The following is a 20,871-nucleotide window of genomic DNA, read 5'->3' on the forward strand; positions in this document are numbered from 1 at the left end:
AGAAATTTGGCGGTCTGTACCAGGAGCTCATGTGGGAGCGAGCCTGCTCGCGATGGCGCCTGAATTGTCGAAACAAGACTTACCGACAAACGCGAATCGCCTCACCCCACACTGGCCCCAATCCTACATGTCAGCTAGCATCGCCCTTTTGCCAGGACTGCCGACCATGAAGATCGTCTCCTTCAACATCAACGGGCTGCGCGCTCGCCCCCATCAGCTGGCGGCGCTGATTGAAAAGCATCAGCCGGACGTGATCGGGCTGCAGGAAACCAAGGTCCACGACGACCAATTCCCGTTGGCCGAGGTTCAGGCGCTGGGCTATCACGTGTATTTCCATGGGCAAAAGGGTCACTACGGCGTCGCCCTGCTCTCGCGCAAAGAACCGCTGGCGTTGCACAAAGGTTTCGCCACCGATGAAGAAGACGCCCAGCGCCGCTTCATCTGGGGCACGTTCGCCGACGCCAATGGCGTGCCGGTAACCATCATGAACGGCTATTTCCCACAGGGCGAAAGCCGCGATCATCCGACCAAATTCCCGGCCAAGGAACGCTTCTACGGCGACTTGCAACAATTGCTGGAAAGCCAGTTCAGCAACGATCAGCCACTGGTGGTGATGGGCGATGTGAACATTTCCCCGGAAGACTGCGACATCGGTATCGGCCCGGACAACATGAAACGCTGGCTGAAAACCGGCAAATGCAGCTTCCTGCCGGAAGAGCGCGAGTGGATGGCGCGCTTGAAGAACTGGGGCTTGGTGGACAGCTTCCGTCACCTGAACCCGGACGTGGCCGACCGCTTCAGCTGGTTCGACTACCGCAGCCGCGGGTTTGAGGATGAACCCAAGCGCGGTCTGCGGATTGACTTGATCATGGCGTCCCATGGCTTGCTGCCACGGGTCAAGGATGCGGGCGTGGATTACGAACTGCGCGGGATGGAAAAACCATCGGACCATGCGCCGATCTGGCTTGAGTTGAGCTAAAAGCAAAAGATCGCAGCCTGCGGCAGCTCCTACAGGTGTACCCCGAATCAATGTAGGAGCTGCCGCAGGCTGCGATCTTTTGATTTGTCATCTTTCGGAAATCTTTCTGACTTATTCTCCCGGCACTTTCCTTGGCTTTATAAGGTGCCGGCATGACGCTGCGCGGGTTGTTCCTGTTGATGCTGTGTTCGTGGCTGCCGCTGACGGCCTCGGCCGGCGATTTGCCGACGCCCGAACGGGGCCCGGTCTTGCGCATCCAGGGCTCCAATACCATCGGTGCGGCATTGGGCCCGGCCCTGGTCGAGGGCCTGATGCGCGAACAGGGCCTGCTCAAGGTCCACAGCGAGGCCCCGGACAAAGCCAACGAGCTGCGCGTGGTCGGCGAAACCGCTCAGGGTCGCCGGGTCGTGGTGGAAGTCGCGGCCCACGGTTCCAGCACCGGTTTCACGGCCCTGAAAACCGCCACTGCGGACCTTGCCGCTTCCTCGCGGCCGATCAAGGACAGTGAACTGGCGGCCCTCCAATCCCTGGGCGACCTGAAAAGTCCCCGCGCCGAGCAGGTCATCGCCATCGATGGCCTGGCGATCATCCTTCATCCGCAAAATCCGCTGAGTCAACTCAACACCGAACAACTGGCGCGCATCTTCAGCGGTGAAGCCAAGACCTGGGAAGAACTCGGCGGCACCGGTGGGACCATTCATCTTTATGCGCGGGATGACCAATCGGGCACGTACGACACCTTCAAGGAAGTGGTCCTCAGCCGTCGTGGGAAAACGCTGAGCAGTGTCGCGAAACGTTTCGAATCCAGCGAGCAATTGTCCAACGCCGTCAGCCTGGACCCGCAAGGTATCGGTTTCATCGGCCTGCCCTACGTGCGCCAAGCCAAAGCCGTGGCGATTGCCGATGGCCAATCCCAGGCCATGTTGCCGCTCAATAGCCTGATCGCCACGGAGGACTATCCGTTGTCGCGCCGGTTGTTCTTTTACCTGCCACCTGATGAGAAAAATCCGTGGGCCGAAGCACTCGTGACGTTCGCCCAGAGCAGCAACGGCCAGGCCATCGTCGCGGCCAATGGTTTTATCGCCCAGACCGTCCAGGCCATGGCCGTCACACCGAACGCATTGATGCCCGAGGGTTATCAGGCGCTCAGTCGTCATGCCCAACGGCTGTCGGTGAATTTTCGGTTCGAGGAAGGCAGTGCGACGCTGGACAACAAGGCCCGGCAGGACCTGTCACGGGTGCTCGACTATATAAGGCAGCACGAGAAAACCAACCGGCAGGTGGCATTGGTGGGGTTCGGCGATGCCAAGAGCGATCCGGCGCGGGCCGATCTTTTGTCCAAACTGCGGGCCATGGCGGTGCGACGGGAACTGGTGAAAAGCGGCGTGGTGTTTCGCGAGATTCGCGGCTTTGGCGCCGAGATGCCGGTGGCGGCCAATAGCGCAGATGAAGGGCGGATCAAGAATCGGCGGGTTGAGGTTTGGGTGTATTGAGGCTTTTGCTCGATTCTTCAGTATGTAAACAACTTGTGGCGAGGGGGCTTGTCGGCACGCCCCCTCGCCACAGGAAGCCTCCCTCGCCACAGGTTCTTAGCTCGCCTCAGGATTTTGTCGATTAGCCGAGCAGCTTCTCCAACTGCGCCGTGGTATCCACCGCGCCCAACGTCTTGGCGGCATCCAGCGCAGACACGCCATTGGCGTCCTTGGCTTTCGGGTCGGCCCCTTTGCTGATCAGGTAGTCGACGATTTCAACGCGGTTGAACATCGCCGCCATCATCAGCGCCGTGCGACCGTCGAACGACGACCCTTCCACTTGCGCGCCACCTTCAACCAACGCCTTGACCACGGCCAGGTCACCCTTGAAGGCCGCGCCGGCAATCGGGCTCTGGCCGTTATCGTTGCGAATTTCCGGATCGGCCTTGTGCTCCAGCAAGACTTTTACCGTCTCCACATGGCCGTGGTAAGCGGCCAGCATCAGCAAGGTGTCACCCTTGTGGTTGCGCAGGTTCGGCGGCAGGCCTTTGGTCAACAGCGCTGCCATCATGGCCGCATCGCCCTCGCGCGCTTTGTTGAATACCTGTTCGGCAAATTCAGCGGCTTCTTCGGGGGTCATCTGGCGGCTTTGGTCTGACATTGGGGGCTCCACTTTCTGTTATTCGCAAAGCCGACAGTTTCCCGAGCGGCCCAGAAACTGTCACTTCTTTTTTCTCATGGGCGGCCATAGCCACATTCAATAGCGGTACTTGCCGTCGTGAATCTCCACCAGCAACTGTTCGGTGACCTGCACGTAAGTCTCGGTGCCCGGTAACCAGGCGTAGATCGGGTCGTCGCCGGTTTTACCGGGGTCGAAAGCCTCATCCTTGAGCCGGGTCTTCTGGTACTTGAAGGTCCCGGTGGTTTCCATTTTCACTTTGACCCGCAGGAACAAGGGCACCGCATAAGCCGGCATTTGCTCGCGGGCGAAGGCCAGCAATTCGCTGAAATCCAGGGTTGCCAGGGATTCGGCGGGCGTGATCGCCGCCATCCCGGCGCGCCCGTTGGTGTTGCGGATTTCCACACCATAGGCCACGGCTTCGGAAATATTCGGGTGTTGCAGAAGGATGTTCTCGACTTCGGTGGTCGAGACGTTTTCGCCCTTCCAGCGGTAGGTGTCGCCCAAACGGTCGACGAACTGGGCATGGCCGAAACCGATGTTGCGCAGCAGGTCACCGGTGTTGAAATAACGGTCGCCTTTCTCGAACACGTCGTGCAGCACGACTTTTTCAGTCTTCTGCGGATCGGTGTAGCCGTCCAGCGGGGCCTTGTCGTCGATCTTCGCCAGTAACAACCCCTGCTCGCCTTTGGCAACCTTGCGCATGAAACCTATGGCATCCCGAATCGGCGCGCCGCTGTCGTGGTCGTAGGCCGCCAACTCCCAGGACATCAGGGAAAAACCCACGGTGTTGTCGAAGTTGAGAATGTTGGTGAAACCGATATTGCCGTCGCTGGCAGCGTACAGCTCGCAGATGTGGTTCACACCGAATCGCGTCTTGAACTCGCTCCACGCGCCCGGACGCAGTCCATTGCCGATCATCTTTGTCACGCCGTGCTTGCTGTCCTCGACACTGAGCGGTTGATCCACCAGGTAGCGGCACAATTCGCCGACGTACCCGAGGGTGGTCGCACGGTATTTGCGCACGTCGTTCCAGAACTGACTGGCGCTGAATTTGCGGCGGATGGCAAAGCCCGAGGCACCGCTGATGGCCGAGCCCCAGCACACGCAGAGCCCGGTGGCGTGATAGAGCGGCAAGGTGCAATAGACGACGTCTTCGGGGCGCATATCCAGCGCGATCAGGCCGAAACTCGCGGAGCTGCGCATCCAGCGGCCATGCTTGAACACGCCGGCCTTGGGCAAACCGGTAGTGCCCGAGGTGTAGATGTAGAAACAAGGGTCGTCGAAGAAAACCTGCTGGCTGGCGGCGGGGTTGTCGCTGGCGCTGTCGGCACTGGCCGTCATCAGGTTGATGAATCCGTCGGGCGCAATGCCCGGCTGGCGGTAGGTGTCTTGATCGGCGACAAACCAGGTGCGCACAGGCTCGATCGACACCCGCTCACGGACCGCCGAAAACGCCGGCACCAGCTCTTCCCCGACTATGATTGCCGCCGGTGCCACCAGGTTCAGGCTGTGCGCCAGGGTATCGCGGGTTTGCGAGGTATTGAGCAAGGCGCTGATCGCGCCGACCTTGGCCACCGCCAGAATCGTCACCAGCAGTTCCGGGCGGTTTTCGATGAACACCGCCACCACATCGCCCTTGCGAAGGCCTTGGGCAATCAGGTGATGGGCGATGCGATTGGCCCATTGGTTGACCTGGGAATAAGTCAGTGCCACCTCACCCTGCAGCAAGGCCGGGCCGTCGGGATTGCGCACGGTCGCTTGCTCGAAGCTCCAGCCCAGGCCACACGGTTGGGTCGGATCCTTGACGTTGGCGGCCTTCATGCCTTTCACCACCCGGGGGATGGCTTTGGCAATGGAAGGCAGCTTGCGGAGCATCATGCCCCAGGTAATCGTGTCGTTCGTCGTGCGGCTCATGCTTGCTCCCGTTCGATCTTTTTATTGTCGGGCGGCGTTGATTGAGGCCGAAAATACGTCAACGGTTCTTGCGCTGTACACGCGGTTTTTGAAATGTTTTGTATCCGCGGCCGGCGCACTGGAAACCGTGAACCTCTGGCGGGCGAATGGTTCCATCGAATCCGCACCGACCACGCAAAATGCAGGATGCACGATGGCCATTCATGCAGATTGCACGAAATAAAAAAATCACCATAAAATTAACCTATTGATTTACAACGAATTTTAAAAAATCAGGTGCTGGCACAATCACTGCAACTACCTCTGCATGCTTGCCATTCAAGAGCTAACGGAGCTGATGACATGAGCCTGATTCAAGAAAAATTTTCGTCCCTGTTCTCCAACTTCGAAGTGAACACTCAGCCACGCCCGGACGGTGGCATTCTGCTGACGTTGTGCAGTACCGAAGGCAAAGTGTTCAAACGCTCGATTTCCTACCAGCAATTGCATGCTGGCGATCAACTGTCGTGGGTAATCAGCGCCATTCGCCGTGACATCGCCGAGCAGGCCAGCGAGCTGCCGCAGATCTCCATGCTGCAAAGCCAGCAACGGTTTGCCCTGCCGACCTACCACTCGGTGTAAATCACCCAACGCTGTAAACGATCAGGCCGTGAGAGCTTTCGCTTCACGGCCTGAGTTGTTTCTGCAATCGAGCAATCCATGTGGGAGCGAGCCTGCTCGCGAAACGGCGTGTCAGGCAACATCATTGCTGAATGGCACACCGCTTTCGCGAGCAGGCTCGCTCCCACAGGTTATGTGCCTTGATCTTAAAACGTTGAAGGGTCTATTCGCGCAAAGCTGTCGACGGTCACATGCCCCGCCAGTTCGCCACCTTCACGGGCCAATCCGCAGGTCGCCATCCCGGCCGTCCGCGCCGCGTCCAGTTCCTCGACGACGTCCGACAGAAACAGAATCTGCGAAGCCTGAAGGCCAATGGCCTGGGTGATGCGCTCGTAGGACTGTGCTTCACGCTTGGGCCCCGAGGTGGTGTCGAAATAGCCGCTGAACAGCGGCGACAAGTCACCCGCCTCCGAGCAGCCGAAGATCAGCCGTTGCGCCTGGATCGAGCCCGACGAATAAACGAACAGTTTGAAGCCGTCGTGATGCCAGCGCTTGAGCGCTTCGACGGCGTCCGGGTACACGTGACCTTTCAATTGCCCGGCCTGATAGCCCTGCTCCCAGACCATGCCTTGCAACGCCTTGAGCGGTGTCGCCTTGCGGTCCTCGGCGATCCAGCCCAGGAGGATGTCGATGACCCGCTCGACATCGGCGTTCGGTTCATCGCTGTCCCGGCGAACAGCGGCCAGTTGCTCCGCCACATCGGCGCGCCCGGCGTTCTGGCGAACGAAGTCCGGCAGGTGTCTGGCGGCGTAGGGAAACAACACGTCAAACACAAAACTCACCGCGCTGGTGGTGCCTTCGATGTCGGTGAGAATCGCTTTGATCGGCATCGGTTCAGTCCTCAAGGCGCGGGAAGCGACTCGCGATGTCTTCGCCGGTGAAGTTGGCCACCCAGCCTTGCGGATTGTTGAACAACCGGATCGCGACAAAATGCGGATGCTCGCCCATGTCAAACCAGTGCGGCGTACCGGCCGGCACCGAGATCAGGTCGTTTTTCTCGCAGAGCACGGCGTAGACGTAATCGCCGATGTGCAGGGTGAACAAGCCACGGCCAGCAACGAAAAATCGTACTTCGTCTTCAACATGGCGGTGTTCGTCGAGGAACTTGGCGCGCAACTCGGCTTTTTGCGGGTGATCGCTGTTCAGGCTGATCACATCGACGGTGATGTAACCGTGTTCGGTCATCAGCTTGTCGATTTGCTCCTGGTACGCGGCGATCACTTCTTCCTGACTGGCGCCGGGCTGGATTTTCGCCGAGGCTTGCCAACGGTCGAAGCGCACGCCCTGTTCGGCCAGGGTCGAGGCGATGTCTTCAAAGTGGGTCAGCACCTTGTTCGGTAATTCGGGGCTTGAAACGTGATAAACGGACAGGCTGCTCATGGGGCACTTCCTCGGTATCGGCCTCGCCGTCCGGTTTTTACAGACCGGTCAGGCATGGCATTTCATCAGGCGGTTGGCGACTTCTTGTGAAGGAAGTCTTAACGGTTCAATACGGTGCGCATTTTCAACTCGCACTCGAACAAAAATTCAAAGGCCTCGACCTGCCGCAATGCATCGCTCATGCGCGCACCCCAGGTGTAGAGGCCGTGGCCGCGGATCAGGTAACCGACGCAATCGGGATGGACTTCCAGCCAAGGCTGCACCTTGGCGGCGAGACGCGCAATGTCCTGATCGTTGTCGAAAATCGGCACGCGCACCCGGGATTCGTGGGTCGAGACGCCGCTGAAGGCTTTTTGCAGTTCGTAGTCTTCGAACTCGATGAAGGCTTGCGGCGTCAGGCGCGACAGCACCGTGGCGTTCACCGAGTGAGTGTGCAGCACCGCGCCGATCTCCGGGCGCCAGCGGTAGAGCTGGGTGTGCAGCAGGGTTTCGGCGGACGGTTTCTTGCCCGGCTCCAGGCTGTTGCCCGACAGGTCGGTCGCCAGCACATCGTCGATACCCAATTGGCCCTTGTGTTTGCCGGACACCGTCAGCAAGGCTTCGGTCGGCGACAGGCGGGTCGAATAATTGCTGCTGGTGGCTGGCGACCAGCCTCGGCCATACAGAAAACGCCCGGCGTCGATGATTTCCTGAGCGAGGTGCTCACGGGTAAGGCTCATGGCCTGTCCTCTTGCATACGTGTGGCAATGATAATGGCGGCGGCGAAGGCGGCGAGACTGGCAATACTAAAGGTGAACGCGCCCCCGAGAGCATTCCAGCTGTAGCCGGAGATCAACGCACCCAATGCACCGCCGGTGCCGGCCAGTGCGGCGTATAGCGCCTGGCCCTGCCCTTGCTGCCGTGCACCAAAGCTACGTTGCACGAACTGGATGGCAGCCGCGTGAAAGCTGCCGAAGGTGGCCGCGTGCAGCACCTGCGCGAACAGCAGCACCCATAGAAATTCAGCGAACGAACCCAACAGCAACCAACGCAGCGCCGCCAGCAGAAAACTCGCCAGCAGCACCCGACGTACGGAAAACCGCGCAAGGATTTTGCTCATGGCCAAAAACATCAAGACTTCGGCGACCACGCCGACCGCCCACAGCAGACCGATCAGCCCGCGGCTGTAACCGAGCCGCTCAAGGTGCAACGTCAGAAAGGTGTAATACGGACCGTGGCTCATCTGCATCAGTGCCACGCAACCGTAGAACGCCAGCACACCGGGGCTGCGCAACTGCTTGAGAAACCCGTCCCCGGCAAGGCGTTCGCCCTGGGCCGGCTGGGCATTCGGTACCCAGAGGCTGCTGACCACGATCCCGGCCATGATCAGCACCAGCGCCACCGGGTAGATGTCGAGGCTGAGCCCTTCGAACAGCCGACCGAGCGCGACCACGGTGATGATGAAACCGATGGAACCCCACAAGCGAATCTGACTGTAGCGGGACGTCTGCCCCTTCAAATGCGCCAGGGTGATGACTTCGAACTGCGGCAACACCGCGTGCCAGAAAAACGCGTGCAAGGCCATGACCATGGCCAGCCAGGCGTAGGTCTTGCTGACGAAAATCAGCGAGAAGGTCAGCAGCGTGCAGACCGCGCCGAAGCGCACGATGGCCAGGCGACGGCCGGTGTAATCCCCGAGCCAGCCCCAGATATTGGGGGCGACGCAGCGCATCAGCATCGGGATCGCCACCAGTTCGCCGATGCGCGCGCTGGAGAAACCCAGGTGATCGAAGTACAGCGCCAGAAACGGCGCTGTCGAACCGAGCAAGGCGAAATAGAACAGATAGAAACTGGAGAGCCGCCAGTACGGAAGCGCCGCCACCGTCATCAGACCGCAGCGGCTGTGAGGTCAGCCATTAAAGCTGACCCAGCACCGGCGTGCTCACGCGCACACCAGCGTTCTGTCCGCGGTGACGCAGCAGGTGATCCATCAGCACGATGGCCATCATCGCCTCGGCAATCGGCGTGGCGCGGATGCCGACGCACGGGTCGTGGCGCCCCTTGGTGACGACTTCCACCGGGTTGCCATGGATGTCGATGGAACGACCCGGCGTGGTGATGCTCGACGTCGGCTTGAGTGCCAGGTGCGCGACGATCGGCTGACCGGACGAGATGCCACCGAGAATGCCGCCGGCGTTGTTGCTGAGGAAACCTTCCGGGGTCATTTCATCGCGGTGCTCGGTGCCGCGCTGGGCGACGCTGGCGAAACCGGCGCCGATTTCCACGCCCTTGACCGCGTTGATGCTCATCAGCGCATGGGCCAGTTCAGCGTCGAGGCGGTCGAAGATCGGCTCGCCGAGGCCCGGCATCACGCCTTCAGCGACGACGGTAATCTTCGCGCCGACCGAATCCTGGTCGCGGCGCAACTGGTCCATATAGGCTTCCAGCTCCGGCACTTTGTCCGGGTCGGGGCTGAAGAACGCGTTCTCTTCGACCGAATCCCAGGTCTTGAACGGGATTTCGATCGGGCCGAGCTGGCTCATGTAGCCGCGAATGACGATGCCCTGGGTGGCCAGGTACTTCTTGGCGATGGCGCCGGCCGCCACGCGCATGGCGGTTTCCCGCGCCGAGCTGCGACCGCCGCCGCGGTAATCGCGTTCGCCGTATTTGTGGTGATAGGTGTAATCGGCGTGGGCCGGGCGAAACAGATCCTTGATCGCCGAGTAGTCCTTGGACTTCTGGTCGGTGTTGCGGATCAACAGACCGATGGAGCAACCGGTGGTGCGGCCCTCGAAAATGCCGGAGAGGATTTCGACTTCGTCGGCTTCCTGGCGCTGGGTGGTGTGGCGGCTGGTACCGGGTTTGCGGCGGTCCAGGTCGCGTTGCAGATCCTCCAGGGAAATCTCCAGACCCGGCGGGCAGCCGTCGACAATGGCGACCAACGCCGGACCATGGCTTTCGCCTGCGGTGGTGACAGTGAACAGCTTGCCGTAGGTATTGCCGGACATGCAGGACGCTCCGTGAAATCGAACCAAATACGTAATGCGCGCCAGTATACGCAGGCTACCCGAGTAGTTCATCCTCGAACCTTATGGGTGCCCGCGAGTCCAACCGGCATCTTGTTCATGATGGCGTGATGATGCTGCGAGTTCTAGCCTTGAGCCTTACCCTGTTTACCGGCTTTGTCCAGGCCACTGTCCTGCAACGGCCGATCACTTTAGACACAGGTACCGGGGAGCTTTTCGGCTCGCTGCTGCTGCCGAAATCCGACACACCCGTGCCGGTTGTCCTGATCATTTCCGGCTCCGGCCCTACGGATCGCGACGGAAACAACCCAGACGGCGGACGCAACGACAGCCTCAAACGGCTGGCCTGGGTGCTGGCCAAACACAACATCGCCAGCGTGCGTTACGACAAGCGTGGCGTCGCGGCGAGCCTGGCGGCGACCCCGGACGAGCGCAATCTGTCGGTGGAAGCCTATGTGGCCGACGCCGAGGCCTGGGGCCAGAAACTCAAAACCGACCCGCGCTTTGGCCAGCTGATCCTGCTGGGTCACAGTGAAGGCGCGTTGATCGCCAGCCTCGCGGCGCCGAGCATAGATGCCGCGGCGGTGATTTCCATGTCCGGCAGCGCCCGGCCGATCGATCAAGTGTTGCGCCAGCAACTGAGCAATCGCCTGCCGCCACCGCTGATGATGCGCAGCAACGAGCTGCTCGACAGCCTCAAGGCCGGGAAAACCGACGACAACGTGCCGCCGCAATTGCAGGTGATTTTCCGCCCGAGCGTGCAGCCGTACCTGATTTCGCTGTTCCGCCAGGATCCGGCAGCGGCTTTCGCCAAACTGAAGATGCCGGCGCTGATCATCCAGGGCAGCAACGATATCCAGGTCGGTGTCGATGATGCCCGGCGGCTCAAGGCGGCCAAACCGGACGCCGAACTGGCGTTGATCGAAGGCATGAACCACGTCATGCGCATCGTGCCCAACGACGTGAAGCGGCAATTGGCCTCCTACAAGGATCCACAATTACCGCTGGCGGCCGAACTCGGCGCACGAATCCTCGGGTTTATTGACGGACTTCGCACCAGTTAACCGGTGTCAGGGGGCGTTCTCAACTAGTTTTCACGCCCCCTAGCCCTCCAGTCCTGAAAAAAACGGCCGATAAGCCTTTGTCGCCAGCGTTATGACTGGCGACAAGCTGAGCTTGGACAGGATCTCGCCGTTATGACTGATACCCAGACTTCACCCGACACCACCGCTGAAAAGGACGCACCGCCAGCGGTCGAACTGCCGTGGGCGGACGTCCACGTCGAGCACCACAAGCTGCTCCGTCTGGCGCCGTTGCAGACCGACCGCAACACCGGTGGACGGCCATTGCGCTTTGTCGAATTCGGTTACGCCGAACGCAACGACAAGAAACACAGCCTGATGCGCATGACCATCTCGTTGCCCGGCCAGCGCGTGCGCAAGGAACAGAATCATCTGGACGTGTGGGTCGATCACACCACCAAACGCGTGCATTTCGGGCCTGACAGCGGCTTGCAGATCGAGCCGATGAACCGTGGCATCGGGCGTTACATCGCGGCCCAAGGCATTACCTGGGCAAAAAAGAGATGGCCCGGTTACACCGTCGACGGCACTGACCTGAACAACAAGGACGCGCTGAACGAAGACACTCGCCTGCGCCGCGATCACTTTCTGCGGGTGCACGGTTTCGACGTGGCCTACGCCGACGCCCAGCATTTGAAGGGCAGCGTCAAAGAGGTGCAGGTCGGTGACTTGCTGGCGGACTGGAACACCGAAAAGCTGCAGCAGGTGGAAATTCTCGAGGCGGCGCAGATGCTCCAGCAAGCCGAACAGAATCTGGCCGAGCAGGAAGTCAAACTCAAGAAGCAGGAAGAAAAGGTCAGCAAGTTCAAGCGTGAAGACGCGGGACTGCGCTTCACCATCACCTGTCTGGTGGCGTTTTCGGTGTTTCAGGCGGGGCTGTTGATCTGGATTGCTACGCACCGGTAGATCAAAAGATCGCAGCCTGCGGCAGCTCCTACACCGATCGATGTAGGAGCTGCCGCAGGCTGCGATCTTTTGCTTTTAGGGTTAGACGCGGGACGCGAACAACGCCTGATGATCGCGGCACTGCTCCGCCGTCAACATGAACACACCATGCCCGCCGCGCTCGAAATCGAGCCACGCGAAGTCGACTTCCGGGTACAGCGCCTCGACGTGAACCTGGCTGTTGCCCACTTCGACAATCAGCAAGCCTTTCTCGGTCAGATGATCCGCCGCTTCGGCAAGCATGCGTCGCACCAGGTTCAACCCATCGTCACCACAGGCCAGGCCCAGCTCCGGTTCGTGCTGGTATTCGTCCGGCATGTCGGCGAAATCTTCCGCATCGACGTAAGGCGGGTTCGACACGATCAGGTCGAAACGCTGACCCGGCAAACCCTCGAAACCATCGCCCTGCACCGTGTACACCCGCTCATCGACGCCATGGCGTTCGATGTTCTGGTTGGCCACTTCCAGTGCTTCAAATGATAGATCGGCCAACACCACTTCGGCGTTCTGGAACTCGTAGGCACAGGCAATACCGATGCAGCCGGAACCGGTGCACAGGTCAAGAATCCGCGCGGGGTCGGCACCCAGCCACGGTTCGAAACGCTTTTCGATCAGCTCGCCGATCGGCGAACGCGGGATCAACACGCGCTCGTCGACGATGAACGACATGCCGCAGAACCACGCTTCACCCAGCAGGTAAGCGGTCGGAATGCGCTCTTCAATGCGGCGCTTGAGCATACGTTGCAGGTTGACCAGTTCATCCTCTTCCAGATTACAGTCGAGGTAGCTGTCAGCAATTTCCCACGGCAAGTGCAAGGCACCCAACACCAGTTGACGGGCTTCGTCCCAGGCGTTGTCGGTCCCATGGCCGAAAAACAGATCCTCCCCATGGAAGCGGCTGACGGCCCAACGGATATGGTCACGCAGGGTACGAAGTCGGGAAGTGATCACGGGGGCAAACTCCAGAAAAAACGACTGGCGATTCTAACAGCCAAAACGCGCCACGACGACGCAGGAAAAACACCGGCTCAGATGTAGGACATATCCATTTTTACCGCTGGCTATTGAACAAAACGGGCATATTGACAAGGCTGCGAGCCAGCAACGACGGCGCCTACGATGGTAGCGATTCACAGAAGCGCTCAGCCAGAGGACAATGTCGCAAAAGCCCCACCCGAAGGAGCCCCAGAATGTCCGTTCCAAAAACGATGTTTCAACTCAGCGGCCGCGGTTACGCAGCAGCCAATCTGGGTCATGCGACCCTTGTCATCATCGATGCCCAGAAAGAATACCTCAGCGGCCCGCTGGCCCTGAGCGGCATGGATGCTGCCGTCGCGAACATCAAGCAACTGGTGACCGCTGCCCGTGCAGCCGGTCGGCCGATCGTGCATGTGCGTCACCTTGGCACCGTCGGTGGGCTGTTCGATCCGCAGGGCGAGCGCGGTGAGTTTATTCCGGGCCTGGAACCACTGGCCGACGAAACCATCATCGGCAAATTGCTGCCAAGTGCGTTTCACGGCACCGAGCTGCTGGAGCGCCTGCAGAATCTCGGCTCGCTGGATTTGATCGTTTGCGGTTTCATGAGCCATTCCAGCGTCAGCACCACCGTGCGCGCCGCGAAGAACCTGGGCTTTCGTTGCACGCTGGTTGAGGATGCCTGTGCCACTCGCGATTTGCCCTACAAGGGTGGAGTCCTGAGTGCCGAGCACGTTCAGCAGACCGAAATGGCGATCATGGCGGACAACTTCGCCACCCTCGCCCTCACCCACGATCTGATCTGATCGACGCTCGATGAGCGGTTCATGCCGCCGCTCATCCGCTAAAGCCTCTCATTAGCTGTAATTGTCTTAGCCTCAGGAACATCCCTGTCAACTCCCGGTCGAAGGGCCGATACCCATTGAGGAAGGTCGGAATGAAGTTATCCGATGGATTTGACGCACGCCGCTTGCGGCCCAAAGGCCAAAGCAACTGGCGTTTTCGATTCGGCGCAGCGTTTGCTGCCTTGCTGGCAACGTGCGGTGTGTTGCTGGCGATGGCCGGTACCGCCAGCCTGCTGGGTCGCCCACCGGCACTCGGCGAGTTGAATGCCAGCCCCTTGGGCTCGGCAATCATTCTGGCGGTTGGCCTGTTCTTGCTGTACATGGGCGTGTGGCTGTGGCGTCGTTGCCGTCGCCGTGCGCGCCAGTCGCGGGAGCTCAACATGTCCCCGCACCTGATGAAAAAACACGACTGAATTGAGGGCCTGGCGTTTTGCCGGACCCCAATTGTTATGGATAGCGCCTCGACTTGGGTAAACTGGCCGCCCTTCGCGGAGGCTGACATGCAAGACGACGATTTTTCCCTGTTCAAAAGCGCGATCCAAGGCGTCAAGCCGATCAAGCACGATCGCGCCGAAACCGGCAAACCCAAGGCTGACCGCGCGCAAATCGCCAAGCTGCGTCAGGCCGCCACCGTGCGCACCGACGCCACCACCGTTGACGGGCTGTCCGATCAGTTCGTCATCGACGTCGGCCCGGAAGACGAGCTGATGTGGGCGCGCGACGGCGTTCAGGAAAGCCAGATGCGCAAGCTCAAGATCGGACAGATTCCGTTCGAAGGCAGCCTCGACCTGCACGGCATGAGCGTGGAAAAGGCCCGGGAAACCCTCTGGGCCTTCCTGGCCGAAGCAACCAAATTCGAAATCCGCTGCGTACGCGTCACTCACGGCAAAGCCGTGCGTCTGGACGGCAAGCGACCGATGATCAAAAGCCACGTCAACACCTGGCTGCGCCAGCATTCACAGGTACTCGGCTTCACTTCGTGCCAGGCCAGACACGGCGGCGCCGGAGCGGTTTATGTAATGCTCAAACGAACCATGATGGAGGGTCGCGACGAGTAAAGCTGTCGCTTCACGCTTGCAGCGCCGTGTTTGCCACCGTACCCTTGCCCTTTGCGTAAAATCCCACAGGTAGTTTCATGTCCCTGGAACAGAATTACACCGCGATTCTCGGCCAATTGGGCGAGGACGTGTCCCGCGAGGGCCTGCTCGACACGCCAAAACGTGCCGCCAAAGCCATGCAGTACCTCTGCCGCGGTTACGAACAGACACTCGAAGAAGTCACCAACGGTGCCTTGTTCAGCTCCGACAACAGTGAAATGGTGCTGGTCAAGGACATCGAGCTCTACTCGTTGTGCGAACACCACCTGCTGCCGTTCATCGGCAAGGCCCATGTCGCCTACATCCCGAGCGGCAAGGTGTTGGGGCTGTCGAAAGTCGCGCGGATCGTCGATATGTACGCCCGCCGCCTGCAGATCCAGGAAAACCTCAGCCGCCAGATCGCCGATGCGGTCCAGCAAGTCACCGGCGCCCTGGGTGTTGCGGTGGTGATCGAGGCCAAGCACATGTGCATGATGATGCGCGGTGTGGAGAAACAGAATTCGTCGATGATCACCTCGGTGATGCTGGGTGAGTTCCGCGAAAACGCAGCCACCCGCAGCGAGTTTCTCAGCCTGATCAAGTAACGGGCAGCACGAAGAAAACCGGCATTCATCGCCGGTTTTTTTTCGTCTGCGAAAAATCAGGTAAGCTGCGCGCCTTCTGTCGCCCCTGTGAGGCTTATACCGTGTTCGTTAAAGCGCTTCGTGTCGGCCTTGGCCAACTGATCATCTTCATCGACTTCATCACTCGCCCTGGCAAGAAGCAGCGTCCTGCCGAGGCTCAGGCCCAGGTCGAAGCGGTCGCCAAAGGCCTGACGCTGTATCAGTTTCACGCCTGCCCGTTCTGCGTGAAAACCCGCCGCACTCTGCGCCGCCTGAATGTGCCGGTGGCGTTGCGCGATGCGAAGAACAATGAGCAGGATCGCCAAGCGCTGCTGGAACACGGCGGCAAGATCAAGGTGCCGTGCCTGCGTATTGAAGAGAATGGCCAGACGACCTGGATGTATGAGTCCAAGGTGATTATTGATTATCTGGATAAGCGGTTTGCGGCGGACTGATGTTTTTGTGGGGTTCTGACTGACGCTATCGCGAGCAGGCTCGCTCCCACAGTAATTTGTGATCACAACAGAATCCAATGTGGGAGCGAGCCTGCTCGCGATGACGCCTCCCCAGGCACCGCAAACTTCAAACAAAAATAAACCGGCCCAATGGCCGGTTTATTTGTTTCTGCCCTTCCCTCAAGCCGCTTTTGCCGCCTGAGCCTCACGCACGACAGCAGCCAATCGCTTGAGCCCTTCATCCAGCCGTGCCGGGTCGATGTGGCTGAAGTTGAGCCGCAAATGCCCCGGATTGTTGTCCGGCTCGGGGAAGAACGGCTCGCCCGGCATGAACGCCACATCCGCCGCCAGCGCAGCCTTGAGCAGGGTGCGGGTATCCAGCGGTTGCTTGAGCGTCAGCCAGAAAAACAACCCGCCCTGCGGCACGTTCCAATCCGCCAGATCGGAAAAGTGCGTTTGCAATGCCGACTGGAATGCATCCCGACGCACCCGGTAAAACCCTCGCAACTCGCTCAGGTGATGGCGGAATTTCTCTGTGCCGATCCATTGCAACGCTTGCCACTGGCCAACCCGATTAGTGTGCAGATCCGCCGATTGTTTGAGCCGCAACAGGTGCGGGAACAAATCCGGACTGGCGATCAGATAACCGACCCGCAACCCCGGCAACAGGGTTTTCGACACGGTGCCGGTGTAGATCCAACTGGTCTTTTTCAAACGACTGACAATCGGCGTAGCACTGCCGCCGTCGAACGTCAGCTCGCGGTAAGGCTCGTCTTCGATCAGGGTCACATCGAACTCATCCAGCAAAGCTGCCACGGCATCGCGCTTGGCTTCGCTGTAGCGCACCGCCGACGGGTTCTGGAAGGTCGGGATCAGGTAGATGAACGCCGGACGGTGTTTTTCCAGGCGTGCGCGCAGCTCCGTCAGATTCGGACCATCAGCCTCCAGCGGGACGGTGATGCAGTCGGCGCCGAACAGCTGAAAGATCTGCAATGCCGCAAGATAAGTCGGCGCTTCGAGCAGGATCTCGGTGCCTTTGTCGATGTAGAGCTTGGCCGCCAGATCGAGGGTTTGCTGTGAACCGCTGACCACCAGCACCTGACTCGCCTCGCACGGCACGCCCAGCGCCCGCGCCTCGGCGGCCAGGGCTTCACGCAACGCCGGTTCACCTTCGCTCATGCCGTATTGGCCCATGGACAGCGGCATGTCGGCCCACTCGACTTTCGGCAGCATGGCTTCGGCAGGCAAGCCGCCAGCGAACGACATCACTTGCGGACGCTGGGCGGCGGCGAGGATTTCACGGATCAAAGAACTTTTAAGGCGCGAGACACGTTCGGAAAAAGCCATGGGGTCACCGGTAGCGAGGCCTGAGGAAAATGAGTCAAACTGGTTGACCGAAATTACGACAACCCGAGTGGATACGTCAACATGCTTGACCTTAAAAACCCCGGTACCCAGCAACAAGCCATGGAAGCGTTTTTCTTCGGCTATCAGGCCTTCACCGCCAAGGCCGACGAAATGCTCGAACGTCGCGGTCTGAGCCGGGTGCATCAGCGCATCGTATTTTTCATTGCCCGTTACCCCGCCCTGAGCGTCAAGGAGTTGCTGGCGTTGCTCGGTGTGAGCAAGCAGGCGCTGAACATTCCCTTACGGCAGTTGGTGGAAATGCATCTGGTGAACAGCGTTGCGTCCGAGACCGACAAGCGTAAGCGGCTGCTGGAATTGACTGATGATGGGGCGCGTTTCGAGCAGTCACTGCGGCGTGAGCAGGTGAAATTGCTGGAGCGGGTGTTTGCCGAGGCTGGGGAGACGGCGGTGAATGGATGGTTGGCGGTGAATCTTGCGCTTGGTGAGAACCAACAAAAAACCTGATACCTGAAAATCCATCGCGAGCAGGCTCGCTCCCACAGGGGAATGCGGCCAACTGTGGGAGCGAGACCGGCTTGCTCGCGATAGCGTCCGTTCTGGCGATATATCCCTATTGCCAAACTTTTCGTCTACAAAATCAAAAACATTATTTGCTTTCTTTGTATACAAAAGCATAATCCACTTCGTGCGAGTTCTTGACCAACAGGTCAACAAATTCGCAAGTGCCTCAAAGGGCCGCCGCCACCCTCATGGGTCCGGCCCTGGAAATAACAATAAAACTCTTGAGGAGTACTCGCTGTGGAAAGCCGCAAATCCGAAGCCCCTACGCTGGAACTCTCGCCGCCGTTACGCAATGGCTGGCTGGAGCGCATCTTCAAACTCAGCTTGCACGGCACCACGGTGAAGACCGAGTTGATTGCCGGTCTGACAACCTTCATCACCATGGCTTACATCATCTTCGTCAACCCCAACATCATGGCCGACGCCGGGATCGATCACGGTGCCGCATTCGTCGCCACCTGCATCGCCGCCGCGCTGGGTTGCCTGCTGATGGGGCTATACGCCAACTGGCCGGTTGGCCTGGCGCCGGGCATGGGCCTGAACGCCTTCTTCACCTACACCGTGGTCGGCACCATGGGCTACAACTGGGAAACCGCACTCGGTGCAGTGTTCATCTCCGGTGTGTTGTTCATGTTCCTGACCTTTTCCCGGATTCGCGAATGGTTGCTCAACAGCATCCCGGTGAGCTTGCGCTATGCCATGGGCGCCGGCGTGGGCCTGTTCCTGGGGCTGATCGGTTTGAAAACCGCCGGCATCGTCGTCGATAGCCCGGCCACCCTGATCAAACTCGGCTCCCTGCGCGAGCCTGGCCCACTGCTCGCCGCCATCTGCTTCCTGATGATCGCCGTGCTCAGCTACCACAAAGTGTTCGGCGCGATCCTCATCAGCATCATCACCGTTACCTTGGCCGGTTGGGGCCTGGGGCTGGTGCATTACGAGGGCCTGATGTCGGCTCCGCCGAGCCTGGCCCCGACCTGGATGGCCATGGACATCGCCGGCGTATTCAACGTCAGCATGATCAGCGTGGTGCTGGCGTTCCTCTTCGTGCACATGTTCGACACCGCCGGCACCTTGATGGGTGTAGCCCAACGCGCCGGCCTGGTGAACGCCGACGGCAAGATCGAAAACCTCTCCCGCGCCCTGAAAGCCGACAGCGCATCCAGCGTATTTGGTGCGGTGGTCGGTGTGCCGCCGGTCACCAGCTACGTGGAAAGTGCCGCGGGTGTAGCGGCAGGTGGTCGGACTGGTCTTACCGCAGTGACCGTAGGTGTGCTATTTATTGCGGCAATGTTTTTCGCCCCGCTGGCTGGCATGATTCCCGCTTACGCCACCGCCGGTGCGCTGATTTATGTGGCGATGCTGATGATGGGCGGCATGGCGCACATCGAATGGGACGAAGCGACCGACAGTATTCCGGCGATCGTCACGGCGATCATGATGCCGCTGACCTTCTCGGTCGCCGACGGCATCGCGCTGGGCTTTATTACTTACGTGGTACTGAAGGCCTGTACCGGCAAGCACAAGGAAATTTCCATCAGTCTGTGGGTGCTCTGCGCGATCTTCATCGCCAAGTTCATTTTCTTGTAAGCGTCAGGCAGTACGCGTTTCAAACCAGCCTCACCCCGTCGGGTGGGGCTTTTGCACAAATGGAGGAAAGTGATGAGTCTGGAAACCTGGCTGCTGTTCAGCGGCGCGGCGCTGGTGGTGATCCTGATCCCGGGGCCCCTGTCTTTGCTGATGATCAGCAACAGTCTGAATTACGGTTTGCGCCGTTCTTACCCGGCGTTTCTGGGCGGTGTGATTGCCTCGATCTGCTTGCTCAGTGCTTCGGCCTTGGGGCTGGGCGCGTTGCTGCTGGCGTCGGAACAGCTGTTCAGCGCCCTGAAGATCGTCGGCGCGCTGTACCTGTTCTACCTCGCCTGGCAGAGCTGGCAGCAGTCGCGTCTGCCTTCGGTGGGCGCCGAAGTGCCCCAGGCTGCACCGGTTCCACGCTTCCGTGCCCTGTTCGGGCGCGCGTTCATGCTGGGTGCAAGCAACCCGAAAGACATTCTGTTCTTCGCCGCATTTTTGCCGCAGTTCTTGAGCGCCGAGCAGCCGTTCCTGCCGCAACTGCTGGTGATGATTGCGACCTGGACGGTGCTGGATTTGCTGTGCAAGTTGGCCTATGGCCTGGGCGCCCATGGCGCAGCGCGGTATCTGCGCAGTGGCAAGGGGCAGAGTTGGTTTAACCGGGTGAGTGCGGGGTTGTTCAGTGGTGCCGGTGCGGCGTCGTTGTTGAGCCGTTAGTAAAGCAAGATCAAAAGATCGCAGCCTCGTTTCACTCGACAGCGCCTACAGGAAACCGCGATCCCCTGTAGGAGCTGTCGAGTGAAACGAGGCTGCGATCTTTTGACTTTCCCAAAGGCAAAAAAAAGCCCGCAGTGTGAGCGGGCAAAAGACCAAAGAAGCTATATGCGCAGTCGCTTCCAGATTGAGGCAGCTGCTTGGGGGATCAACTGCCGCGGTACGTGGAATAGCTGTACGGCGAAATCAGCAGCGGGACATGGTAGTGATCCTGCTCCGCAGAGATGCCAAAACGCAGCACCACCACATCCAGGAACGCAGGTTCCGGCAGCTGAACGCCACGAGCGCGGTAGTAATCGCCCGCATGAAACTGAACCTGATAGACCCCGGAGCGGTAGTCATCGCCTTGCAGCAACGGCGCATCGACACGGCCATCGCTGTTGGTAACCGCAGTGGCAACCCATTCCAGCTGCGAGCCTTCAACGCGGTACAGCTCGACCTTGATCGAACTGCCCGGACAACCGTGTGCAGCGTCCAAAACGTGTGTAGTCAAACGTCCCATTGAT

Annotated in this window: 23 protein-coding genes; 13 read left to right on the plus strand and 10 right to left on the minus strand. The window is 59.8% G+C overall.

Features of this window, described 5'->3' with window-relative positions:
* Positions 1-166 precede the first annotated feature (166 nt).
* Both xthA and ACYZUD_RS12390 read left to right on the plus strand, forming a co-directional pair.
* Positions 167-979 carry an exodeoxyribonuclease III gene (xthA, locus tag ACYZUD_RS12385; RefSeq protein ID WP_462024259.1) on the plus strand — a complete coding sequence of 271 codons (813 nt, stop codon included), beginning with the start codon at positions 167-169 and terminating at the stop codon, positions 977-979.
* 152 nt (positions 980-1,131) lie between these two features.
* Positions 1,132-2,472, plus strand: a complete 1,341-nt coding sequence (locus ACYZUD_RS12390) for a substrate-binding domain-containing protein (protein WP_462024260.1) — start codon at positions 1,132-1,134, stop codon at positions 2,470-2,472.
* Positions 2,473-2,593: 121 nt separating this feature from the next.
* Here ACYZUD_RS12390 and ACYZUD_RS12395 read toward each other — a convergent pair whose 3' ends face one another.
* Both ACYZUD_RS12395 and ACYZUD_RS12400 read right to left on the minus strand, forming a co-directional pair.
* Positions 2,594-3,112, minus strand: a complete 519-nt coding sequence (locus ACYZUD_RS12395; RefSeq protein WP_017339632.1) for an ankyrin repeat domain-containing protein — start codon at positions 3,110-3,112, stop codon at positions 2,594-2,596.
* A gap of 96 nt (positions 3,113-3,208) precedes the next feature.
* Positions 3,209-5,047 (minus strand): long-chain-acyl-CoA synthetase, encoded by a 1,839-nt coding sequence (locus ACYZUD_RS12400; protein WP_462024261.1) that lies wholly within the window; start codon positions 5,045-5,047, stop codon positions 3,209-3,211.
* 342 nt (positions 5,048-5,389) lie between these two features.
* Between ACYZUD_RS12400 and ACYZUD_RS12405 the strand changes: the two genes are divergently transcribed.
* Positions 5,390-5,668 carry a DUF3509 domain-containing protein gene (locus ACYZUD_RS12405; protein ID WP_462024262.1) on the plus strand — a complete coding sequence of 93 codons (279 nt, stop codon included), beginning with the start codon at positions 5,390-5,392 and terminating at the stop codon, positions 5,666-5,668.
* A 185-nt stretch (positions 5,669-5,853) separates the two neighbouring features.
* Here the strand turns inward: ACYZUD_RS12405 and mtnC are convergent, their stop codons facing one another.
* The 5 genes from mtnC to aroC form a co-directional block, all read right to left on the minus strand.
* A complete protein-coding gene (gene mtnC, locus ACYZUD_RS12410) occupies positions 5,854-6,537 on the minus strand; it encodes an acireductone synthase (protein WP_462024263.1) in 684 nt (227 codons plus the stop codon).
* A 4-nt stretch (positions 6,538-6,541) separates the two neighbouring features.
* Positions 6,542-7,087 carry a 1,2-dihydroxy-3-keto-5-methylthiopentene dioxygenase gene (locus tag ACYZUD_RS12415; protein WP_462024264.1) on the minus strand — a complete coding sequence of 182 codons (546 nt, stop codon included), beginning with the start codon at positions 7,085-7,087 and terminating at the stop codon, positions 6,542-6,544.
* Between the two features lie 98 nt (positions 7,088-7,185).
* Positions 7,186-7,806, minus strand: coding sequence for a methylthioribulose 1-phosphate dehydratase (locus ACYZUD_RS12420; RefSeq protein ID WP_462024265.1), 621 nt, complete (start codon positions 7,804-7,806; stop codon positions 7,186-7,188).
* Positions 7,803-8,954: an MFS transporter gene (locus tag ACYZUD_RS12425; protein WP_462024266.1), complete on the minus strand. Its 1,152-nt coding sequence runs from the start codon at positions 8,952-8,954 to the stop codon at positions 7,803-7,805. Before ACYZUD_RS12425 ends, ACYZUD_RS12420 begins: the two co-directional genes overlap by 4 nt.
* Positions 8,955-8,982: 28 nt before the next feature.
* Complete coding sequence (aroC, locus tag ACYZUD_RS12430; protein ID WP_462024267.1) at positions 8,983-10,074, minus strand: chorismate synthase; 1,092 nt, start codon at positions 10,072-10,074, stop codon at positions 8,983-8,985.
* Between the two features lie 83 nt (positions 10,075-10,157).
* Here aroC and ACYZUD_RS12435 point away from each other — a divergent pair, with 83 nt between their 5' ends.
* A complete protein-coding gene (locus tag ACYZUD_RS12435; protein WP_462024268.1) occupies positions 10,158-11,156 on the plus strand; it encodes an alpha/beta hydrolase in 999 nt (332 codons plus the stop codon).
* Between the two features lie 132 nt (positions 11,157-11,288).
* Positions 11,289-12,080, plus strand: a complete 792-nt coding sequence (locus ACYZUD_RS12440; protein WP_462024269.1) for a hypothetical protein — start codon at positions 11,289-11,291, stop codon at positions 12,078-12,080.
* A gap of 81 nt (positions 12,081-12,161) precedes the next feature.
* Here the strand turns inward: ACYZUD_RS12440 and prmB are convergent, their stop codons facing one another.
* Entirely contained in the window at positions 12,162-13,070 is a 909-nt protein-coding gene (prmB, locus tag ACYZUD_RS12445; protein WP_462024270.1) for a 50S ribosomal protein L3 N(5)-glutamine methyltransferase, read from the minus strand.
* A 239-nt stretch (positions 13,071-13,309) separates the two neighbouring features.
* Between prmB and ACYZUD_RS12450 the strand changes: the two genes are divergently transcribed.
* The 5 genes from ACYZUD_RS12450 (at position 13,310) to ACYZUD_RS12470 (ending at position 16,093) form a co-directional block, all read left to right on the plus strand.
* The gene (locus ACYZUD_RS12450; RefSeq protein WP_462024271.1) at positions 13,310-13,900 is read left to right on the plus strand and encodes a cysteine hydrolase family protein; all 591 of its coding nucleotides are present in this window, start codon (positions 13,310-13,312) and stop codon (positions 13,898-13,900) included.
* Between the two features lie 131 nt (positions 13,901-14,031).
* Positions 14,032-14,352, plus strand: coding sequence for a hypothetical protein (locus ACYZUD_RS12455; RefSeq protein WP_462024272.1), 321 nt, complete (start codon positions 14,032-14,034; stop codon positions 14,350-14,352).
* Positions 14,353-14,439: 87 nt separating this feature from the next.
* Positions 14,440-14,997 (plus strand): Smr/MutS family protein, encoded by a 558-nt coding sequence (locus ACYZUD_RS12460; protein WP_017339764.1) that lies wholly within the window; start codon positions 14,440-14,442, stop codon positions 14,995-14,997.
* A gap of 77 nt (positions 14,998-15,074) precedes the next feature.
* The gene (gene folE, locus ACYZUD_RS12465; RefSeq protein ID WP_003204506.1) at positions 15,075-15,620 is read left to right on the plus strand and encodes a GTP cyclohydrolase I FolE; all 546 of its coding nucleotides are present in this window, start codon (positions 15,075-15,077) and stop codon (positions 15,618-15,620) included.
* 101 nt (positions 15,621-15,721) lie between these two features.
* Positions 15,722-16,093 (plus strand): glutathione S-transferase N-terminal domain-containing protein, encoded by a 372-nt coding sequence (locus tag ACYZUD_RS12470; RefSeq protein ID WP_462024273.1) that lies wholly within the window; start codon positions 15,722-15,724, stop codon positions 16,091-16,093.
* 180 nt (positions 16,094-16,273) lie between these two features.
* Here ACYZUD_RS12470 and ACYZUD_RS12475 read toward each other — a convergent pair whose 3' ends face one another.
* Entirely contained in the window at positions 16,274-17,440 is a 1,167-nt protein-coding gene (locus ACYZUD_RS12475) for an aminotransferase-like domain-containing protein (protein ID WP_462024274.1), read from the minus strand.
* 81 nt (positions 17,441-17,521) lie between these two features.
* On the opposite strand from ACYZUD_RS12475, the gene ACYZUD_RS12480 reads away from it, so the two are divergent.
* From ACYZUD_RS12480 to ACYZUD_RS12490, 3 genes are all read left to right on the plus strand, one after another.
* Entirely contained in the window at positions 17,522-17,965 is a 444-nt protein-coding gene (locus ACYZUD_RS12480; protein ID WP_462024275.1) for a MarR family winged helix-turn-helix transcriptional regulator, read from the plus strand.
* 294 nt (positions 17,966-18,259) lie between these two features.
* On the plus strand, positions 18,260-19,609 hold the full coding sequence (locus ACYZUD_RS12485; protein ID WP_462024276.1) for an NCS2 family permease: 1,350 nt from the start codon (positions 18,260-18,262) through the stop codon (positions 19,607-19,609).
* Positions 19,610-19,681: 72 nt separating this feature from the next.
* Positions 19,682-20,308 (plus strand): LysE family translocator, encoded by a 627-nt coding sequence (locus tag ACYZUD_RS12490; RefSeq protein WP_462024277.1) that lies wholly within the window; start codon positions 19,682-19,684, stop codon positions 20,306-20,308.
* A gap of 205 nt (positions 20,309-20,513) precedes the next feature.
* Here ACYZUD_RS12490 and uraH read toward each other — a convergent pair whose 3' ends face one another.
* Positions 20,514-20,867: a hydroxyisourate hydrolase gene (gene uraH / locus ACYZUD_RS12495; RefSeq protein WP_462024278.1), complete on the minus strand. Its 354-nt coding sequence runs from the start codon at positions 20,865-20,867 to the stop codon at positions 20,514-20,516.
* Between the last annotated feature and the right edge of the window lie 4 nt (positions 20,868-20,871).

Source organism: Pseudomonas sp. XS1P51 (genome assembly GCF_054897845.1).

What these genes read in the sequence shown, in the direction of transcription:
- xthA (WP_462024259.1), top strand. Translation starts at nt 167, where the DNA reads ATGAAGATCGTCTCCTTCAACATCAACGGGCTGCGCGCTCGCCCCCAT.
- ACYZUD_RS12390 (WP_462024260.1), top strand. Translation starts at nt 1,132, where the DNA reads ATGACGCTGCGCGGGTTGTTCCTGTTGATGCTGTGTTCGTGGCTGCCG.
- ACYZUD_RS12395 (WP_017339632.1), bottom strand. Translation starts at nt 3,112, where the DNA reads ATGTCAGACCAAAGCCGCCAGATGACCCCCGAAGAAGCCGCTGAATTT.
- ACYZUD_RS12400 (WP_462024261.1), bottom strand. Translation starts at nt 5,047, where the DNA reads ATGAGCCGCACGACGAACGACACGATTACCTGGGGCATGATGCTCCGC.
- ACYZUD_RS12405 (WP_462024262.1), top strand. Translation starts at nt 5,390, where the DNA reads ATGAGCCTGATTCAAGAAAAATTTTCGTCCCTGTTCTCCAACTTCGAA.
- mtnC (WP_462024263.1), bottom strand. Translation starts at nt 6,537, where the DNA reads ATGCCGATCAAAGCGATTCTCACCGACATCGAAGGCACCACCAGCGCG.
- ACYZUD_RS12415 (WP_462024264.1), bottom strand. Translation starts at nt 7,087, where the DNA reads ATGAGCAGCCTGTCCGTTTATCACGTTTCAAGCCCCGAATTACCGAAC.
- ACYZUD_RS12420 (WP_462024265.1), bottom strand. Translation starts at nt 7,806, where the DNA reads ATGAGCCTTACCCGTGAGCACCTCGCTCAGGAAATCATCGACGCCGGG.
- ACYZUD_RS12425 (WP_462024266.1), bottom strand. Translation starts at nt 8,954, where the DNA reads ATGACGGTGGCGGCGCTTCCGTACTGGCGGCTCTCCAGTTTCTATCTG.
- aroC (WP_462024267.1), bottom strand. Translation starts at nt 10,074, where the DNA reads ATGTCCGGCAATACCTACGGCAAGCTGTTCACTGTCACCACCGCAGGC.
- ACYZUD_RS12435 (WP_462024268.1), top strand. Translation starts at nt 10,158, where the DNA reads ATGGGTGCCCGCGAGTCCAACCGGCATCTTGTTCATGATGGCGTGATG.
- ACYZUD_RS12440 (WP_462024269.1), top strand. Translation starts at nt 11,289, where the DNA reads ATGACTGATACCCAGACTTCACCCGACACCACCGCTGAAAAGGACGCA.
- ACYZUD_RS12450 (WP_462024271.1), top strand. Translation starts at nt 13,310, where the DNA reads ATGTCCGTTCCAAAAACGATGTTTCAACTCAGCGGCCGCGGTTACGCA.
- ACYZUD_RS12455 (WP_462024272.1), top strand. Translation starts at nt 14,032, where the DNA reads ATGAAGTTATCCGATGGATTTGACGCACGCCGCTTGCGGCCCAAAGGC.
- ACYZUD_RS12460 (WP_017339764.1), top strand. Translation starts at nt 14,440, where the DNA reads ATGCAAGACGACGATTTTTCCCTGTTCAAAAGCGCGATCCAAGGCGTC.
- folE (WP_003204506.1), top strand. Translation starts at nt 15,075, where the DNA reads ATGTCCCTGGAACAGAATTACACCGCGATTCTCGGCCAATTGGGCGAG.
- ACYZUD_RS12475 (WP_462024274.1), bottom strand. Translation starts at nt 17,440, where the DNA reads ATGGCTTTTTCCGAACGTGTCTCGCGCCTTAAAAGTTCTTTGATCCGT.
- ACYZUD_RS12480 (WP_462024275.1), top strand. Translation starts at nt 17,522, where the DNA reads ATGCTTGACCTTAAAAACCCCGGTACCCAGCAACAAGCCATGGAAGCG.
- ACYZUD_RS12490 (WP_462024277.1), top strand. Translation starts at nt 19,682, where the DNA reads ATGAGTCTGGAAACCTGGCTGCTGTTCAGCGGCGCGGCGCTGGTGGTG.
- uraH (WP_462024278.1), bottom strand. Translation starts at nt 20,867, where the DNA reads ATGGGACGTTTGACTACACACGTTTTGGACGCTGCACACGGTTGTCCG.